Source organism: Pedobacter sp. L105, from assembly GCF_009765875.1.
In the GTDB taxonomy this organism is placed as follows: Bacteria; Bacteroidota; Bacteroidia; order Sphingobacteriales; family Sphingobacteriaceae; genus Pedobacter.
In genome coordinates this window covers 322,497-338,283 of record NZ_LMUP01000002.1, presented here as the reverse complement: position 1 = coordinate 338,283, position 15,787 = coordinate 322,497, and the positions used below count along the sequence as shown (strand labels likewise).

The following is a 15,787-nucleotide window of genomic DNA, read 5'->3' as shown; positions in this document are numbered from 1 at the left end:
TCCCTTAAAGCAATGAACCAAGATGAGAACGAATTTTAAATATAATTTACAGCAGTCGGCACTTTTAGTGGGGCTGCTGTTTTTGTTTGCCTGTCATCGTACCGCACCAATGAAACTGGATGCCCCGGAAGCAGCAACGGTACAGACCGAAACAACAGTGAAGAAACACGCCGGGCAATTTCCTTTTTACAAAGATATTATTATCAAACCGGGATTGAATTATGAGGTAGTGAGCTGGGGAAAAGGCGTGGATAGTGTAGGTGCTTACCTGTTGCTGATGTCTGATTCAGTAAAGAACAACTACAGGTCACAATCCGTAGAACGCAAAGGAGTTATTACTGATGTATGGAATATGGATCTGGACAATGACGGTAATCCGGAACTATACATTGAGCTGCTGAGCAAGAAAAATGTAAAAGATCTCAATGTTTACGAATACAGCAACAATAACTTTAATAAACTGAGCTTCCCCCCGCTAAGCAGTAAGATGAAGAAGATCTATGCGGGAAATGATAAGTATACCATGAAAAATGGAGAGTTATTCAGATCGTTTCCTATTGTAAATTCTACGGATAGCACGCTTCAAAAAGGCGCCATGAAAACACTGGTGTATCATTTAAGGGGAAATATTTTTTCAGTGGACGAAGTTAAAGACACTAAATAGAGCTGAAATTATTTTTACTAAAAGGCCCTTAAATCAGAGCGATTTAAGGGCCTTTTATATTTATCCTTTTTCTTCAAACTGCGCAGTAATCCTTTCGAATTTCTCGATGAGCAGGTCAATTCGTTCTTTCTCCTTTTTCATGAATGATCTGCGGAGTATGGTAGCGCAGAAAGCCATCCATATCACGGTAAAAAGAATGATGGCTGCTTGTATCCAGGTACTTAGGTTTTGCAGCGTTTCAAAGAAAAATAGGATAAACCCAAGAGAAATTGCTATGGCATAAAACCAGTATAACTTGTTGTATAAATTGAAGCGGCTCAGCTGATAATCATGCAGCCTGGCCAAAAATATCCCCGGGTTTTCGGTAAAATCGTTTCGTGAAATCAAACGGTGTTCACGGTAAAGCAATAACGTAGAAATGGCTACTGCCAGTACGATAATACCAATTCCTAAAGTAGTGGTCCAGGAATTGAAACTGAAGAACACCAGTAACGAGCTGATCGCAATAAATGAGATCACCATTCCCGCGATGTTAAAAAGAGACTTGGTGCGCAGTGCATTCACCTCTTTTTTCGCCTGTTCCAGCATCTCCGCTGCAGAGATTTTCACCTCTACAGAATGTGATTGCCAAAGGGATTGTATATGTTCAAATTCTTGCATGTTGATTGTATAATTCGGTGAGTTTTTGTTTAATCCGGTGAATCTTAACCCTAAGATTTCCTTCACTGATACCTGAAATTTCTGCGATCTCATTGTAAGGCAGCTCATCAAGTACCATGGTAATAATTAAACGGTCGTTTTCCTCTAATTTTGATATGGATGTATATAAAAGAGCTACCTGCTCATTTTTCTCAGAAAATTCTTCTGTTTTGTTTTCTATGATGCTATCTGTCAGTTCATCTTTGGCCTGTCTTTTTTCTGTCCTGAGATAAGTTAGGCAGGTATTTACCGCGATTCGGTAGATCCAGGTAGAGATCAGCGACTTCTGTCTGAACTTATCGAGGTTTTGCCATACTTTTAAGAATGTCTCCTGCAGCAGATCGTTTGCGGCATCGGCATCGCCGGTATAACCATAGCATAAATGGAAGATCTTCTTGGAATTTTCATCGAAGATTTGTTTAAATAAGAGGTCTTTCTGATCCAATCTGCTTTGTTTTTGTGGTTTGACCAGAAAGGTAAAGAATTGTTACAGCCAAATTGTTTTTTCTTAGCTTTTCCACAATCTTTAAAAACATTTTATTTATCGTAGTTTTACGCTCGGAAAAAATTACGCTCAACTGGAATGTCAAAAAACAACAGATTAACATTTTTTATATTTCTGGCATTGGTCCTTGGCATTATTCTGGGGTATATATTAAATATAAATTCTTTCGGAACCTATAATAACAAAATTCTTTCGTCAGATGCCCTGGTGAAAAATATTGATATCAGACGGGATGGGATAAAAGATACAACTTCAGTTCAGTATGTTCAACTCAGCAGTCAGAAAAAGGCAGTGCTGACCATAAAAAAGGAAAATGAAAAGATCAGGGAAGAAAAACTGGAGCCGCTTACGCTCCTGAGTGACATCTTTCTCCGTCTCATCAAAATGATCATTGCCCCGCTTGTTTTTACTACCCTGGTGGTTGGTGTAGCTAAAGTAGGGGATATTAAGGCCGTAGGACGGATAGGGGGCAAAACCATGCTCTGGTTCCTCAGTGCCTCTGTATTATCTTTGTTCCTGGGACTGATCATGGTAAATATTTTCAGGCCCGGAGAAGCGATGCATCTGCCTTTGCCCGAAAGTCATGCAGACACAGGAATCCAGAAAACGGCTTTTTCTGCCAAAGATTTTATTGCCCACATTGTACCTAAAAGTATGATCGAAGCGATGGCGAACAATGAAATTCTGCAGATTGTGGTCTTCTCGCTGTTCTTTGGTGTAGCCACAGCGGCCATTGGGGAGAAAGGTAAAAAGGTAATAGAATTTTTTGATGCGATTGCCCATGTGATTCTTAAAATGACAGGTTATGTAATGAACTTTGCACCCTTTGCCGTATTTGGTGCCATGGCAGCTATTGTGGCCAAGCAGGGTTTAAGCGTTTTGTCTACTTATGCTTTATTTATTGGTGAATTTTACTCCAGTATGCTGATGCTTTGGCTGCTGCTGATCATGATTGGCTATCTTGTACTTAAAGGAAGGATATTCAATCTGATGAACAGGATGAAAGAGCCAGTACTGGTGGCTTTTAGTACGGCCAGCAGTGAGGCTGCTTATCCTAAAACCATGCTGCAGCTGGAGCGTTTTGGCTGTAAGGATAAAATTGTGAGTTTTGTACTGCCATTGGGTTATTCTTTTAACCTCGACGGATCCATGTTATATATGACCTTTGCTTCACTGTTCATCGCGCAATCATATGGTATCCATTTATCTGTTCAGCAGCAAATCACGATGATGTTCATCCTGATGCTTACCAGTAAAGGTATTGCTGGTGTGCCGCGAGCCGCGCTCGTAGTGATATCCGGCACAATTGCCAGCTTTAATATTCCTGAAGCGGGACTGGCATTGCTGATCGGTATCGATCCCTTACTGGATATGGGAAGGTCAGCCACAAACGTTATTGGTAATAGCATCGCTACTGCTGTAGTCAGCAAGTGGGAGGGAGAACTAACCGAAGCCCAAGATTAATTATTTTATACATTTACACTATATATGAGTACCAACGCAAAAAAAATATTTTTACTGCTAACTATTGTTGTTCCCTTTCTGGCCTATTGTGTAATTTACTATACGCCAATTATTAGAAATGCCCCTTTCAGATCTGACGAATTTGTGTCCTTCCAGTTCAAATGGGGTTTAGGAAATGATCTTCCCAATTTTTATGACTCTGCTACCGGCGAATACCAGTACCTGGACGCAAAAGATTCACTGATCAAAACCAATGTAAAACTCAGAGAAACAGACATTATTTACCTGCACAATAAAGCTGATGAGCTGGGCTACTGGAATTTCCCTGATGTAATTTCCAATGCAGGTACAGACCTGAACAAATCCAAAGTACTGCGTTATGTATTTCAGTTCAATTACAAACGTAAGTCTAAAAAGGTGATCTTTGTGACCGACTTTAATGATATTCCTAAACTAAGGGATGTGGCCGGGCAAATGAGGAAGCTGGTAGAGGGAACCATCAATGATGCACAGGAAAGATATAATAAGAAAAAGTAATTCGTTATGGAATTATAAATATAAATTCTATATTTGCACCTCGATAAAAAAATAAACAATTTAAAATACTAATTATTTAACAATGTACGCAATAGTAAATATAGCAGGACAGCAATTCAAAGTTGCAAAAGACCAGCACCTTTTTGTACACCGTTTGCAAGGAGATGAAGGCGCTAGTATTGAATTTGACAATGTATTGTTGGTTGAAGACGGAGGAACAATTTCCGTAGGTGCCCCATTATTAGCAGGTGCAATCGTTTCAGCTAAAATCGTGTCTCATTTAAAAGGCGATAAAGTAATCGTTTTCAAAAAGAAACGTAGAAAAGGTTACAAAAAGAAAAATGGCCACCGCCAGTATTTCACTAAAATCCAGATCTCTGGTATCAGTTTATAATTATTTGTTAAACAATAAACGGGCAGGTTACACTGCTGGTTCATAAAATATAAAACAAAATGGCACATAAAAAAGGAGCCGGTAGTTCCAGGAACGGACGTGAGTCACATAGCAAGCGCTTAGGTATCAAAATCTTTGGTGGTCAGAATGCAATTGCAGGAAACATCTTAGTACGTCAGCGCGGAACTAAACACCATCCTGATAAAGGAGTAGGTATCGGTAAAGATCATACATTATTTGCTTTGGTTGACGGTACTGTAGTTTTCAAAAAGAAACAAGATAACAAATCATATGTTTCTGTATTACCTGTAGCTGTGGTTACTGAGGTTGCGGAAACTGTTGCACCTGTTGTTAAAGTTGCTAAAGCTAAAGCTCCTGTAGCTGAAGTTGAAGCTGCTGAAGCACCTGCAAAAAAAGCACCGGCAAAAAAAGCTGCTAAAGCTGAACCTGCTGTAGAAACAGAAGCTGCTCCGGCAGAATAGTTTCTTCTATTATTATTCAAGGGCCGCAACGATCAGTTGTGGCCTTTTTGCTGTTTGACCATTTTTTAGTTAGTAACCAGCGTCTTTTTAATATGCTGCAATTCATTCTCCAGTTGTTTCAGTGAAGCAGAAAAGTTTTTAAGGCTTGATTCCAGATCTTGTAATATCGTTTCAAAGGGCTTGATCTTAGGCTCATTTTGTGTATCCTCTACACCATGTAGAAGCCACTCATAACTCTTGTCGTAATGTTTAGAAAGTGCATTTAAAGTGCTAAATGAAGGATATTGATTGCCCAGTTCTATCTGAGAGTAATTACTTCTTGACAAGTTTAAAAAATCAGCTACATAAGCTTGAGCATAAGCCTTTTCGATTCTTAGGGACCTAATTCTCTCTCCTAATATTTTCTTTGACAGAATTTCTTGCATAAATAATATTTTTTTTGTTGGTTTGTGACTTTATTGTATTGTGTAAAATCGCAATTATCGCACCATAGTTAATTTATGCGTGTCAAATACTTACGGGTTTAAACAAAATCCGGATTTAAAATAAATAGTTAAATGTCAAAAGATATTAAAATGAATGCTTGTATTTGTGTCAAATTAAAGGGAATCAGCTATGAAGCTTAACGCTCATTGTGATTACTATGCTGACAATTCTTATTTTCTTTTCAATAAAAAAAATCACATTACTTTTTTCAACATCCAATCCAAAGAGAAAATAGGGTATTTCTTAGCAAAAGATCCGGTGATTGGGGAATCTTTTGTGGAAATCATTTCTCAAAAGTATGTAAAAGCATTCTCTAAATTGGTGGCAGAATGTTTTGAAGGCAAGTCTTTTAATATTGAAAAGAGACTCAAGCTGGATGACAGAGATGATGTGTTGCTGCAGATTGTGCTGACTCCTGTTTTCACTGATCCAGAGCAGCCCTATGTAGTATGTACTGTGATTGACAACAATAGAAAATCAAACCAAATGAAACTGCTGGATGAATATTCTCACCTGGCTTCACATGATCTTCGCGCTCCCATTACCAATATTCTGAGTTTATCCAGTATGCTGAACTTTCCGGATATGGAATCGTTCGATACCCACAAAATAAAAGAGCTGCTTTCAGATATTAATGTACAGGCAGAAAAACTGGATGATATTATCAAGATGCTCAACAGGCTGTTAAATAAAGGGCAGGTTGTACAGGATTTTATTGGCGATGTAACCATCACAGATTCCAAAAGGATTATGCTGGTAGACGATGACTCTCTAACCAACAAGCTGCACCACATGATCATTACCAAGTACAATAAAAATAAAGAAGTGGTACAGTTTGATAATCCGGTACTGGCGCTGGACTACCTGAAAGAAAATAATCTGCCAGATCTGATCCTGCTGGATCTGAATATGCCGGAGATAGATGGATGGAACTTTTTAAGGCTGCTGGAAGAACAAAATATTTTAGTGGACGTAGTGATCATCTCTTCTACAATTGATCCCGCAGAACGCGCCAGGGCGCTATCCCATAAGTCGGTTAAAGACTTCCTTACAAAGCCTTTAACTTATGATAAAATAAAACACCTGGTTGATAATTAGCTTGTTCCTTTTTTAATGCTCTCTATTAATTAATGAAGTTGCAAGCTCAGTAAGTTTTGTTTTTTTAGCAGTTTCAATACTTACTTTCTCCAGTGATGTAAAAGCTATTTCCAAAATATGTTTCATTTCTGTTACTGCCAGTTCTCTTATTTTATATTGGCTGTACAGTGCGGTAATGAATTCTATTTTTGAAGGATAATCTGTATTGTAGGATTGTTGTTCCAGCAATTTTAAATCATCCGGGTTAGCCAGCTCTTTTAGTTTGAGCAGGAGAAAGGTCTGTTTATTGGAAATAATATCGCCGCCAACCTGCTTGCCAAATTTAAGAGGATCTCCATATACATCCAGGATATCATCCTGCAGCTGAAAAGCGATTCCAAAATTCTCTCCAAAATCATAAAGCAGGCTGGCATCAGCTGTGCTTGCCCCTGCTACTATGGCGCCTAGTTTCATGGAACCTCCTAATAAAACGGCCGTTTTTAAACGGATCATATTGATATATTCATCAATACTTACGTCTTCGCGCTGCTCAAATTCCATATCCAGCTGCTGTCCTTCACAAACACCCTGTGCGGTGCTGTTAAAACAATTCAGTGCATCTTTAAGCACCTCTGTATTTAAAAGTGTAAGATGTTTGTTGGCTTCCACCATCATTACATCTCCGCTTAATATCGCATTGTTTACCCCCCATTTGATGTGTACGGTATCCTGGCCTCTTCGTAATGGAGCATTGTCCATAATATCATCATGGATCAGCGTAAAATTATGGAAGGTTTCAATCGCCAGGGCGGCTTCAATAGCTATCGTTACATCAGGGTTGAACAACTCGCTGGAAAGCAGCAACAATACCGGCCTGATCCTTTTGCCGCCGAGGCGCATAATATAACGTATGGGTTCGTAAAGGTTGGAGGGCTGCTTGGGGTATTCAACTCGATTGATTGCCGCTTCTACTAATTGTTGTAGTTCAGGAATGGTATACATTATTTTCTTAATGGGGTGTTTTTTCTAAAATTTCAATTGCGTTTTGTTCCTTTTCTGTTCTTTTGATACCCTGGTTGTTTCTCCAGAAATCTGCATTAAAGGTAGTGGCTTTTACCAGATCGGCATCATTAATATCAGATCTGACTTCTTTCAGTTGTGAAGTGTCTACTGACTCATCATCGATCATGTATAATGTAGAGAACATATCGGTGTTTTCTACGCCTATGCCCAATGCGGTGAGTTTGTTCGAGGTATTAAAAATAGAATAATCCAATACATTATCTCCAAATTTATTTAATTTATACTGTGCAATAAAAACGGCCACTTTATTTTTAACTTTCGTAGGGCCTGCATTGGTGAAGTTCAACCCTTTAATTGTTCCTTCTATTTTTACTACATTACTGGTAACAGTATTCACGTAATAGATCCCTTCAAACCGCTTCAGCTTAACCGAAGGTCTTGGCGTGCAGATGATCTTGGCAATTTCCTGTCCGTTTTGTTCATATGTACCTGCCAGTTTAAAGGTATACAAAGAATCTACTTTTTTGGTGAGTGGTTTAAGCAGGGCCGAATTGTACACGTAACCGGATATGACGAACGACCAGAAACTTGTATTGGTATAAGAAATTCCCTTTGGCCCCTCCAAATGCCTGGCCTGTGTAGGTTCCCAGAGTAATAAACCATAGGGCTTCCATCCGGCATTAAAAACTATTTCATTCAAATAAGACGGATTTCCATCCTGATAAGCAGTTTGCCGGAGAAAAGCCTTGCTGTAATATACCTTATCGATATTTTTGCGCGCTTTATCACTGGCTTCCTGCATGATCGTAATCGCGGGATTGCCAACGGTTACTTCTTTCAGGCTCATCACCCTTGGATCAAGGTAAACTTTAACCCGTTCATCAGCTGTTGTTACCTGCAGGGTAACCGGGTTGTAATTGATATGTGAAATACTGAGTTCAGCAGGCAGGGCAGGTAGGGTCAATTCAAAATCACCATTTTCATTGGTTAGCGTACTTGTTGAATTTTTTATTTGTACGGTAACAAAGGGAACAGGTGTTCCTGTATTTCTTTCCAGGATGGTACCCCTCAATTTTTGCTGTGCCATGACTGCGGTAGCAGAGATAATCAGCAACAGCAGCATAACGGCCTTTGATTGATGATTACCCACCGCTAGTCCTGTACTAATGAGAAATCGATCTGCCTTTTGGAAAGATCTACCTTTTTCACTTTTACCTTTACTTCATCGCCCAGCTGGTATTTTTTTTTCTTGCGCTGTCCTACAATGCAATAGTTTTTTTCATCAAGCACATAAAAATCATCGGCGATATCTTTCAGCCTGATCATGCCTTCACATTTGTTCTCAATCAGTTCTACATACATTCCCCATTCAGTAACACCGGAGATGATACCCATATAGAGTTTGCCCACATTTTCTTCCAGGTATTCTACCTGTTTGTATTTAATGGAAGCACGTTCTGCGTCGGCAGCGCGTTTTTCCATTGCTGAGGAATGCGAAGCTGCGGTTTCATATTCTTCTTCATTGGCCGATTTTTCTCCGTTAAGATAAGCGGCAAGCAAGCGGTGGACCATTACATCCGGATAACGGCGGATAGGAGAGGTAAAGTGGGTATAATGGTCAAAGGCCAGTCCGTAATGGCTGGTTTTTTTTGTTGTATAAACGGCTTTAGCCATAGACCGGATAGCCAGCTGGGTAAGCACATTCTGCTCTTTTTTACCTTCCACATCTTCCATCAGGAAGTTGAGTGATTTGGCAATATCCTTATCCGTTTTCATATTGATTTTATAACCAAAGCGTGCAGCGAATAAAGCAAAATTACCCAGGTTTTCCAGGTTAGGAGAATCGTGGGAACGGTAAATGAAAGTGTATTTTGATTTGCCTTTGCCTTTTTTAGCGATAAATTCAGCCACTTTTCTGTTGGCCAGCAGCATAAAATCTTCAATCAGTTTGTGGGCATCTTTACGCTCTTTCACGTAAACCCCCGTAGGTTTCCCTTTTTCATCCAGCTGGAATTTTACTTCCGTACTTTCAAAACTAATGGCACCGTTTTTAAACTTCCTGTCGCGCAGGATATAAGCCAGTTCATTGAGTTTAAGAATTTCTTCAGCATGATCACCAGCTTTATTTTCTATCACCTCTTGTGCTTCTTCATAGCTAAAGCGCCTGTTGGAATGGATAACCGTTCTGCCAAACCATTCATGATGAATGTTCGCTTCCTCGTCCAGTTCAAAAACTGCAGCAAAGCAAAGTTTATCTTCATGAGGACGCAAAGAACAGACACCGTTACTTAACCTTTCCGGAAGCATAGGGATTACCCTGTCTACCAGGTAAACGGAAGTAGCCCTGGAGTAAGCTTCTTTATCCAGATAAGTTTTAGGCTGCACATAATGTGAAACATCGGCAATATGAACACCAATTTCGTAATTGCCGTTGGGCAGCTTTTGAAACGAAATGGCATCATCAAAATCTTTTGCATCTGCCGGGTCGATCGTAAAAGTAACGGTTTCACGGAAATCCCTGCGGTCTTTCAGTTCTTCTTCGGTGATCTGCTCAGGAATATCATTGGCCTCTTTCTCAACTTCCGGCGGGAAGGATAGCGGAAAGCCGTATTGAGCCAGGATCGCATTCATCTCCGTATCGTTTTCTCCCTGGGTACCCAGGATATTGATGATCTTTCCAATAGGGTTTTTAGCACCTTCGGGCCAGTCGGTAATCGCTACCTGTACTTTTTGCCCGTTTCTTGCACCAGCCAGGTCCGTTAGCGGAACAAAGATATTGTGCAGCATCTTTTTATCATCAACGGTCACAAAAGCAAACCTTTCTGATATTTTGATCACACCGATAAAATCGGTTTTTAGCCGTTGTATAATTTCTACAACTTCACCTTCATTTTTTCTGCCGCTCTTTTTGGCGTAGATATAAACTTTTACTTTATCCCCATGAAGGGCATTGTGCAGCTTGCGTGCAGAAACGAACACATCTTTTTCAAACTCGTCGTCCGGAATAATAAAAGCTGCGCCTTCGGCGGTCATGTCAACTTTTCCGGTGATAAAGGTTTTCAAGTCCTTCAGTTTAAATTTGCCTTTTTGAGGTTCTGAAAAAACACCCTTCTGGGCCTGTTCTTTTAATATTTCTAAAATAGTCTCTCTGGACTCTTCATCATTTATATTCAATTTGGCTGAAACCTGTTTGTAATTCAGAGCTTCAATATTGCTATTCTCCAGAACATCGCTTATCAACTGTGTTAAGACAGTTTTTATCTGGGAAGATTTCTTTTTTGCCATAGTATTTTGTCAATATGTCGAAGGTAACACTTTGAAACGAATCTTATGGTCTTAAAGGCCGGGAATTGCTGCGATTAATTTTTTTGTATAGGTGGATTTTGGGTGTTCATAGATGGTTTCCGGGAAACCTTCTTCCTCTATTTTCCCTTTATTCATCACCATCATGCGGTCTGATAAATGTTTCACCACAGCCAGGTCATGTGTGATAAAAATATAGGTAAGACCTAATTCCTGCTGCAATCTTCGCAGTAAATTCAATACCTGTGCCTGTACAGAAACATCCAGGGCAGATACCGATTCATCACAAATAATCAGTTTGGGCTGCAGGGCCAACGCACGGGCAATAACAATGCGCTGACGCTGACCGCCGGAAAATTCATGTGGATAACGGTTTAGATGGTCGGGCTGCAGATCTACCAATTCCAGCAGTTGCTGCACATGGGTCTTGCGCTGTCTTTCAGAATTAAATAACCGGTGTACCAGCAGTGGCTCCATCAGTGCGCTGCCTACAGTTAGCCTGGGGTTTAAAGAAGAGTAGGGGTCCTGGAAAATCAGCTGGATCTCCTTTCTCAGTTTTCTTAAATCACTGTTCTTTAAATGGGTAATATCCTGTCCCTCAAAAAAAATCGAACCCGAGGTAGGTTCCGCGAGCCGGAGGATGGTTCTGCCCAGTGTAGTTTTACCACATCCTGATTCTCCAACCAGACCGAGTGTTTCTCCCGGAAAAAGCTTAAAGCTGACGTCGTCAACGGCTTTAACCGAAGGATACCAGGTGCAGAGATTTTTAATTTCAAGGAGCGGAGCGGAAGCATATAATTTTTTCCTTCTGTCATCAATCTCCTGTTGTGTATAACTATTGGCAGCCAGCAGATGGGTGATTTCCTGGACGGCATTAGCCCCCATGAAATCTGCCACCACCGGCAATTTTTTTAAACGGTACAAAGGGGAAGGCCTGCAGGCCAGCAAACCTTTGGTATAGGCATGTTGCGGATGATGAAAAAGCTGTGTAACCGGTCCCTGCTCCACAATTTCTCCTTTGTACATCACCGCAACATCGTCCGCAATTTCACTGATCACTCCCAGGTCATGCGAAATAAAAATCATAGCCATATCCCTTTCTTTTTTTATTTTAAGGAGCAGTTGCAGGATAGTTTGCTGAACGGTGGCATCAAGGGCTGTGGTGGGTTCATCGGCAATGAGCAGTTCTGGGTTACAACTTAAAGCCATGGCGATCATTACCCTTTGTTTCTGTCCGCCGGAAATTTGATGCGGATAAGTATCGAATAGCAGTTCCGGACGCGGTAATTGAACTTCTTTAAAAAGTGCGACGGTTTTTTCCCTGGCTGCTGCTTTACTTAAATGCTGGTGTAATATAATGGCTTCCTGCACCTGGTAACCACAGGTAAAAACAGGGTTAAGAGATGTCATAGGTTCCTGAAAGATCATCGCGATGCGGTTTCCCCGGTAGGTATTCATCTCCTGATCGGATAAAGCAGGTAAGCTGACCTGATTAAACAGAATATCACCGCCAATCCTGGTATTCTGCGGATCGTGCAGGCGCATAATGGAAAATGAAGTGACAGATTTACCGGAACCCGACTCGCCAACTATCCCAAGTACCCTTCCTTTTTCTGTTTTGAAACTGATATTTTTTACTGCGGTGTGCCAGGAGCGTTCTTCCTGATTAAAAAACTGGATATTTAGATCGATTACATTTAGCATCAGATGACCAATATAGACAAAAATATCCCTCAAATTCGGGCATTTGTGCTATTTTTGCGGAATGGAAAGAGAAATTCTTGATACCAAGCGTAAAGCCTTAAATATTAATTTAAACCCTAATATTTACGGAACTTTTGCTGAGATTGGGGCAGGGCAGGAAGTAGCACGTAATTTTTTTACTGCCGGTGCAGCTTCGGGAACAGTGGCTAAAACTATGTCTGCCTATGATATGACCTTTAGTGATGCGATATATGGTGCAGAAGAAACAGGAAGATATGTAAGCCAGTCGAGGCTAAAAAAGATGCTTAACCATGAATTTGAACTACTTACAGAAAGGTTAAGCGGTGAAAAATATGATTCCAGAACGTTTTTTGCTTTCGCAGATACGGTAACCACACTGAATTATAACAAATCAAATGATCCTCATGGATGGATTGGAATTAAATTTCAGACTGAACCAGGCGGAGAACCCAATGAGATATTTTTTCATGTCAGGTTACTGGATACGGATGCTGCTTTACAGCAGAACGTATTAGGCACTATAGGTGTAAATCTGGTTTATGCGGCTTTTTACTATCATAATGAGCCGAAAAATATGATTGAGTCATTGGCAGAAAACCTAACTGTAGGTTCTGTAGAAATCGACTTGATCTCTGTTAGCGGACCTGTTTTTAAAAACATCAACAATATCCTGCTGAACTTGTACCTGATTGTAAAGGACTTCTCTGATGCTGCCATCTTTGATTCTCTGGGTAACCCTTGCCTGGCTAAAGATCTGCTGTACAAAAAAGACATCATGATCCTCAGGACAAAATATGCGCAGAAATCACTGCCTAATTTTAGCATGTTCAATAAAGCGGTTGATCAGTTTCAAAGAACCGAACATGTAAAAAAAGAAAACCTGAGCGTATTGATTGAAGTATTGTTGTCCAATGTGCTGACCGCGGATGAAATCAACCACGAAGATATTGACCTGCGGGCTGTAGCCCAGCGTGCAGAAGAAATGTGTAAAACCGGTAACCTGGTCATCGTATCCAACTTTGCACGTCACAATAAACTGGCTAAATACCTGGGCAGGTGTAAACCGAAAAGCGTAGGCATATCTACCAATATCAATAACCTTAAATTTGTATTTAACTCCAGCAATTTTGGTGAAAATTATTCCAGTCAGCTGATGAGTTATGTAAGTGATATGTTCAGTCAGAATGTAAAGTTATTTGCTTATCCTTACCTGGATAAAAAATCAAACCAGGTCATTACTACTGCGAATATGCCGGTTACGCCTGATGCTAAACCGTTGTTCGACTTTTTAATCCTGAACGGCTATATTAGCGACATTAAGGATTACAATGAGACTGACGTAAAAACCGTTTGAACTCACCCTTTGGAATACGCCTAATTTTTAAACCCGCTTATGAGAATTTTTGCCGCTACATTTTTACTGGTTTCTGCAGTGTTTACCTGCAGTTTTGCACAGGAAAAAACAACTTCAGGAAACCCTATTTTTAAGGGTTGGTATGCCGATCCGGAATCTGCTATTTTTAATAAACAATATTGGGTATATCCTACTTTTTCTGCACCCTATAAGGAACAGGTTTTCCTGGATGCTTTTAGCTCTGAAGACCTGATTACCTGGACAAAACATCCGCATGTATTAGATACTTCAGGCGTTAAATGGGCTAAAAAAGCGATGTGGGCGCCTGGTATTGTAGAAAAAGAAAATAAGTACTACTTATTCTTTGGCGCCAATGATATTCAAAATGATAAAGAACTGGGCGGTATTGGTGTATCGGTTTCCAATCATCCCGGTGGACCTTACAAAGATTTAATTGGTAAACCACTTGTTGGTAGTTTCCATAATGGCGCACAGCCGATAGACCAGTTTATATTTAAAGATACAGACGGCCAATATTACATGATCTACGGTGGCTGGTCGCATTGTAATATCGTAAAACTGAGTAAAGATTTTAAATCACTGGTTCCTTTTAAAGACGGACAAACGTACAAAGAGATCACTCCCGACAAATATGTTGAAGGTCCCTATATGTTCGTGAGAAAAGGAAAATATTATTTCATGTGGTCTGAAGGTGGCTGGACAGGCCCTGATTATTCTGTTGCCTATGCGATGTCAGATTCTCCGCTTGGTCCGTTCAAAAGAATCGGAAAAATCTTAAAGCAAGACCCGGCGATTGCAACAGGAGCAGGTCACCACTCTATTATTCACAACGCAAAAAAAGATCTCTGGTATATTGTTTACCACAGGAGGCCATTAACAGAAACAGATGGTAACCACAGGGAGACTTGTATAGATGTAATGTCTTTTGATGAAAATGGGCTGATTAAACCTGTAATCATTACTAAAGAAGGTGTTAAAGGACAGCGTTTAGATTAAACGTTAATAAATAAAAAAAGCCATCGATGACTAGTTATCGATGGCTTTTTTGTAGGCATTTTTGATGACAATTGCCATGATATTATCCGGATCTTCCAATGCTGCAAAACCAAATTGGCTATATAAACCATGTGCATCCCTGGTAGCCAGCTGGTATCTTCTCAATCCCTGCAAATCCTGATGAAATAACATTAGTGACATTAGTTTTTTTGATAAACCCAGTCCGCGAAATTCCTCTTTGATGTATACATCCGCGAGATAGGCAAAAGTAGCAGTGTCGGTTATCCATCTGGCAAAACCTATCTGCTCTTTATCCTTATAAACGCCAAAACAAAGAGAATTAGCGATAGATCTCTTTACAGTTGCCAATGGAATTCCCTGTGCCCAATAAGACTGTGTACTGAGGTAATCATGTATGGCTATTGCATCAATCTTATTTTTATCGTCAGAAAAGAGAAAGCCGTTTTCTGTGATCTCCATTTTAAAACTTAATTACGCATGTTGATAAACTGAAGTGGCTGGCCGAAATCTTCGCCTTTACATAAAGCAATAACCTTTTGCAGGTCGTCAATATTTTTGCTTTGTACCCTTACCTGGTCGTCCATCATCGAAGGTTGAACTTTTAATCCGCTGGCTTTAATTTTTGCCACTACTTTTTTGGCAGTCTCTTTATCTATTCCCTCTTTGATGGAAATTTCTTTCCTGATCATATTTCCGGAAGCATAAACTTCTTTACCAAAATCAAGACTCTTAGGATCTAAATTTTGTTTCATCATGCGTGAAATAATAGAATCTTCTATGGCTTTCAAACGCATATCATCTTCAGTAACGATGGTAATGATATTGGTTTTTTTATCGTGGTCAATGGTACTCTTAGAAGTAGAGAAATCATAGCGGTTAAGGATCTCTTTTTTTGCGTTGTTCATTGCGTTGTCCAATGTCTGCGCGTCAACTTTACTTACAATATCGAAAGTGGGCATGATTATAGCTTTAGAATAAAAAAAATATTAGATTTAAGACGTTAATTACTTAACGTCAAGGCTAAACATAAATAATG

General features: G+C 39.9%; 17 protein-coding genes. 8 read left to right on the top strand and 9 right to left on the bottom strand.

The genetic code is table 11. The annotated features are described in order from the left end of the window. Nucleotides 1-22 precede the first annotated feature (22 nt). Nucleotides 23-664, top strand: coding sequence for a hypothetical protein (locus GSQ84_RS02640; RefSeq protein WP_216848850.1), 642 nt, complete (start codon nt 23-25; stop codon nt 662-664). 60 nt (nt 665-724) lie between these two features. On the opposite strand, the gene GSQ84_RS02635 is transcribed toward GSQ84_RS02640, so the two are convergent. Both GSQ84_RS02635 and GSQ84_RS02630 read right to left on the bottom strand, forming a co-directional pair. Beyond that, nucleotides 725-1,324: a hypothetical protein gene (locus tag GSQ84_RS02635; protein WP_158795700.1), complete on the bottom strand. Its 600-nt coding sequence runs from the start codon at nt 1,322-1,324 to the stop codon at nt 725-727. Further along, nucleotides 1,311-1,808, bottom strand: coding sequence for an RNA polymerase sigma factor (locus tag GSQ84_RS02630; protein WP_158795699.1), 498 nt, complete (start codon nt 1,806-1,808; stop codon nt 1,311-1,313). The genes GSQ84_RS02635 and GSQ84_RS02630 overlap by 14 nt, the downstream gene beginning before the upstream one ends. A gap of 138 nt (nt 1,809-1,946) precedes the next feature. On the opposite strand from GSQ84_RS02630, the gene GSQ84_RS02625 reads away from it, so the two are divergent. The 4 genes from GSQ84_RS02625 to rpmA all read left to right on the top strand — a co-directional run bounded on the left by GSQ84_RS02625 (nt 1,947) and on the right by rpmA (nt 4,745). Beyond that, complete coding sequence (locus GSQ84_RS02625) at nt 1,947-3,332, top strand: dicarboxylate/amino acid:cation symporter (RefSeq protein WP_158795698.1); 1,386 nt, start codon at nt 1,947-1,949, stop codon at nt 3,330-3,332. A 24-nt stretch (nt 3,333-3,356) separates the two neighbouring features. Further along, nucleotides 3,357-3,869: a hypothetical protein gene (locus tag GSQ84_RS02620; protein ID WP_158795697.1), complete on the top strand. Its 513-nt coding sequence runs from the start codon at nt 3,357-3,359 to the stop codon at nt 3,867-3,869. Between the two features lie 82 nt (nt 3,870-3,951). Then, nucleotides 3,952-4,263 (top strand): 50S ribosomal protein L21, encoded by a 312-nt coding sequence (gene rplU / locus GSQ84_RS02615; RefSeq protein WP_158795696.1) that lies wholly within the window; start codon nt 3,952-3,954, stop codon nt 4,261-4,263. 59 nt (nt 4,264-4,322) lie between these two features. After that, the gene (gene rpmA, locus GSQ84_RS02610) at nt 4,323-4,745 is read left to right on the top strand and encodes a 50S ribosomal protein L27 (protein WP_158795695.1); all 423 of its coding nucleotides are present in this window, start codon (nt 4,323-4,325) and stop codon (nt 4,743-4,745) included. A 65-nt stretch (nt 4,746-4,810) separates the two neighbouring features. Here rpmA and GSQ84_RS02605 read toward each other — a convergent pair whose 3' ends face one another. Beyond that, entirely contained in the window at nt 4,811-5,170 is a 360-nt protein-coding gene (locus tag GSQ84_RS02605; RefSeq protein WP_158795694.1) for a helix-turn-helix domain-containing protein, read from the bottom strand. Nucleotides 5,171-5,360: 190 nt separating this feature from the next. On the opposite strand from GSQ84_RS02605, the gene GSQ84_RS02600 reads away from it, so the two are divergent. Next, entirely contained in the window at nt 5,361-6,329 is a 969-nt protein-coding gene (locus GSQ84_RS02600; RefSeq protein ID WP_158795693.1) for a response regulator, read from the top strand. Between the two features lie 12 nt (nt 6,330-6,341). On the opposite strand, the gene GSQ84_RS02595 is transcribed toward GSQ84_RS02600, so the two are convergent. Genes GSQ84_RS02595 through GSQ84_RS02580 form a run of 4 tightly spaced genes read right to left on the bottom strand, consistent with a single transcriptional unit; the run spans nt 6,342 to nt 12,338 of the window. Continuing rightward, on the bottom strand, nt 6,342-7,310 hold the full coding sequence (locus GSQ84_RS02595) for a polyprenyl synthetase family protein (protein ID WP_158795692.1): 969 nt from the start codon (nt 7,308-7,310) through the stop codon (nt 6,342-6,344). 7 nt (nt 7,311-7,317) lie between these two features. After that, entirely contained in the window at nt 7,318-8,454 is a 1,137-nt protein-coding gene (locus tag GSQ84_RS02590) for a carboxypeptidase-like regulatory domain-containing protein (RefSeq protein ID WP_158795691.1), read from the bottom strand. Nucleotides 8,455-8,483: 29 nt separating this feature from the next. Further along, the gene (gene rnr, locus GSQ84_RS02585; RefSeq protein WP_158795690.1) at nt 8,484-10,616 is read right to left on the bottom strand and encodes a ribonuclease R; all 2,133 of its coding nucleotides are present in this window, start codon (nt 10,614-10,616) and stop codon (nt 8,484-8,486) included. Between the two features lie 51 nt (nt 10,617-10,667). Further along, nucleotides 10,668-12,338, bottom strand: coding sequence for an ABC transporter ATP-binding protein (locus GSQ84_RS02580; protein WP_158795689.1), 1,671 nt, complete (start codon nt 12,336-12,338; stop codon nt 10,668-10,670). 61 nt (nt 12,339-12,399) lie between these two features. On the opposite strand from GSQ84_RS02580, the gene GSQ84_RS02575 reads away from it, so the two are divergent. Together GSQ84_RS02575 and GSQ84_RS02570 are read left to right on the top strand one after the other, a co-directional pair. Further along, nucleotides 12,400-13,713, top strand: coding sequence for a nicotinamide mononucleotide adenylyltransferase (locus tag GSQ84_RS02575; protein WP_158795688.1), 1,314 nt, complete (start codon nt 12,400-12,402; stop codon nt 13,711-13,713). Between the two features lie 39 nt (nt 13,714-13,752). Beyond that, nucleotides 13,753-14,730 (top strand): glycoside hydrolase family 43 protein, encoded by a 978-nt coding sequence (locus GSQ84_RS02570; protein WP_158795687.1) that lies wholly within the window; start codon nt 13,753-13,755, stop codon nt 14,728-14,730. A gap of 30 nt (nt 14,731-14,760) precedes the next feature. Here the strand turns inward: GSQ84_RS02570 and GSQ84_RS02565 are convergent, their stop codons facing one another. After that, a complete protein-coding gene (locus tag GSQ84_RS02565; RefSeq protein ID WP_158795686.1) occupies nt 14,761-15,210 on the bottom strand; it encodes a GNAT family N-acetyltransferase in 450 nt (149 codons plus the stop codon). A gap of 8 nt (nt 15,211-15,218) precedes the next feature. Continuing rightward, complete coding sequence (locus GSQ84_RS02560) at nt 15,219-15,710, bottom strand: YajQ family cyclic di-GMP-binding protein (RefSeq protein WP_158795685.1); 492 nt, start codon at nt 15,708-15,710, stop codon at nt 15,219-15,221. Between the last annotated feature and the right edge of the window lie 77 nt (nt 15,711-15,787).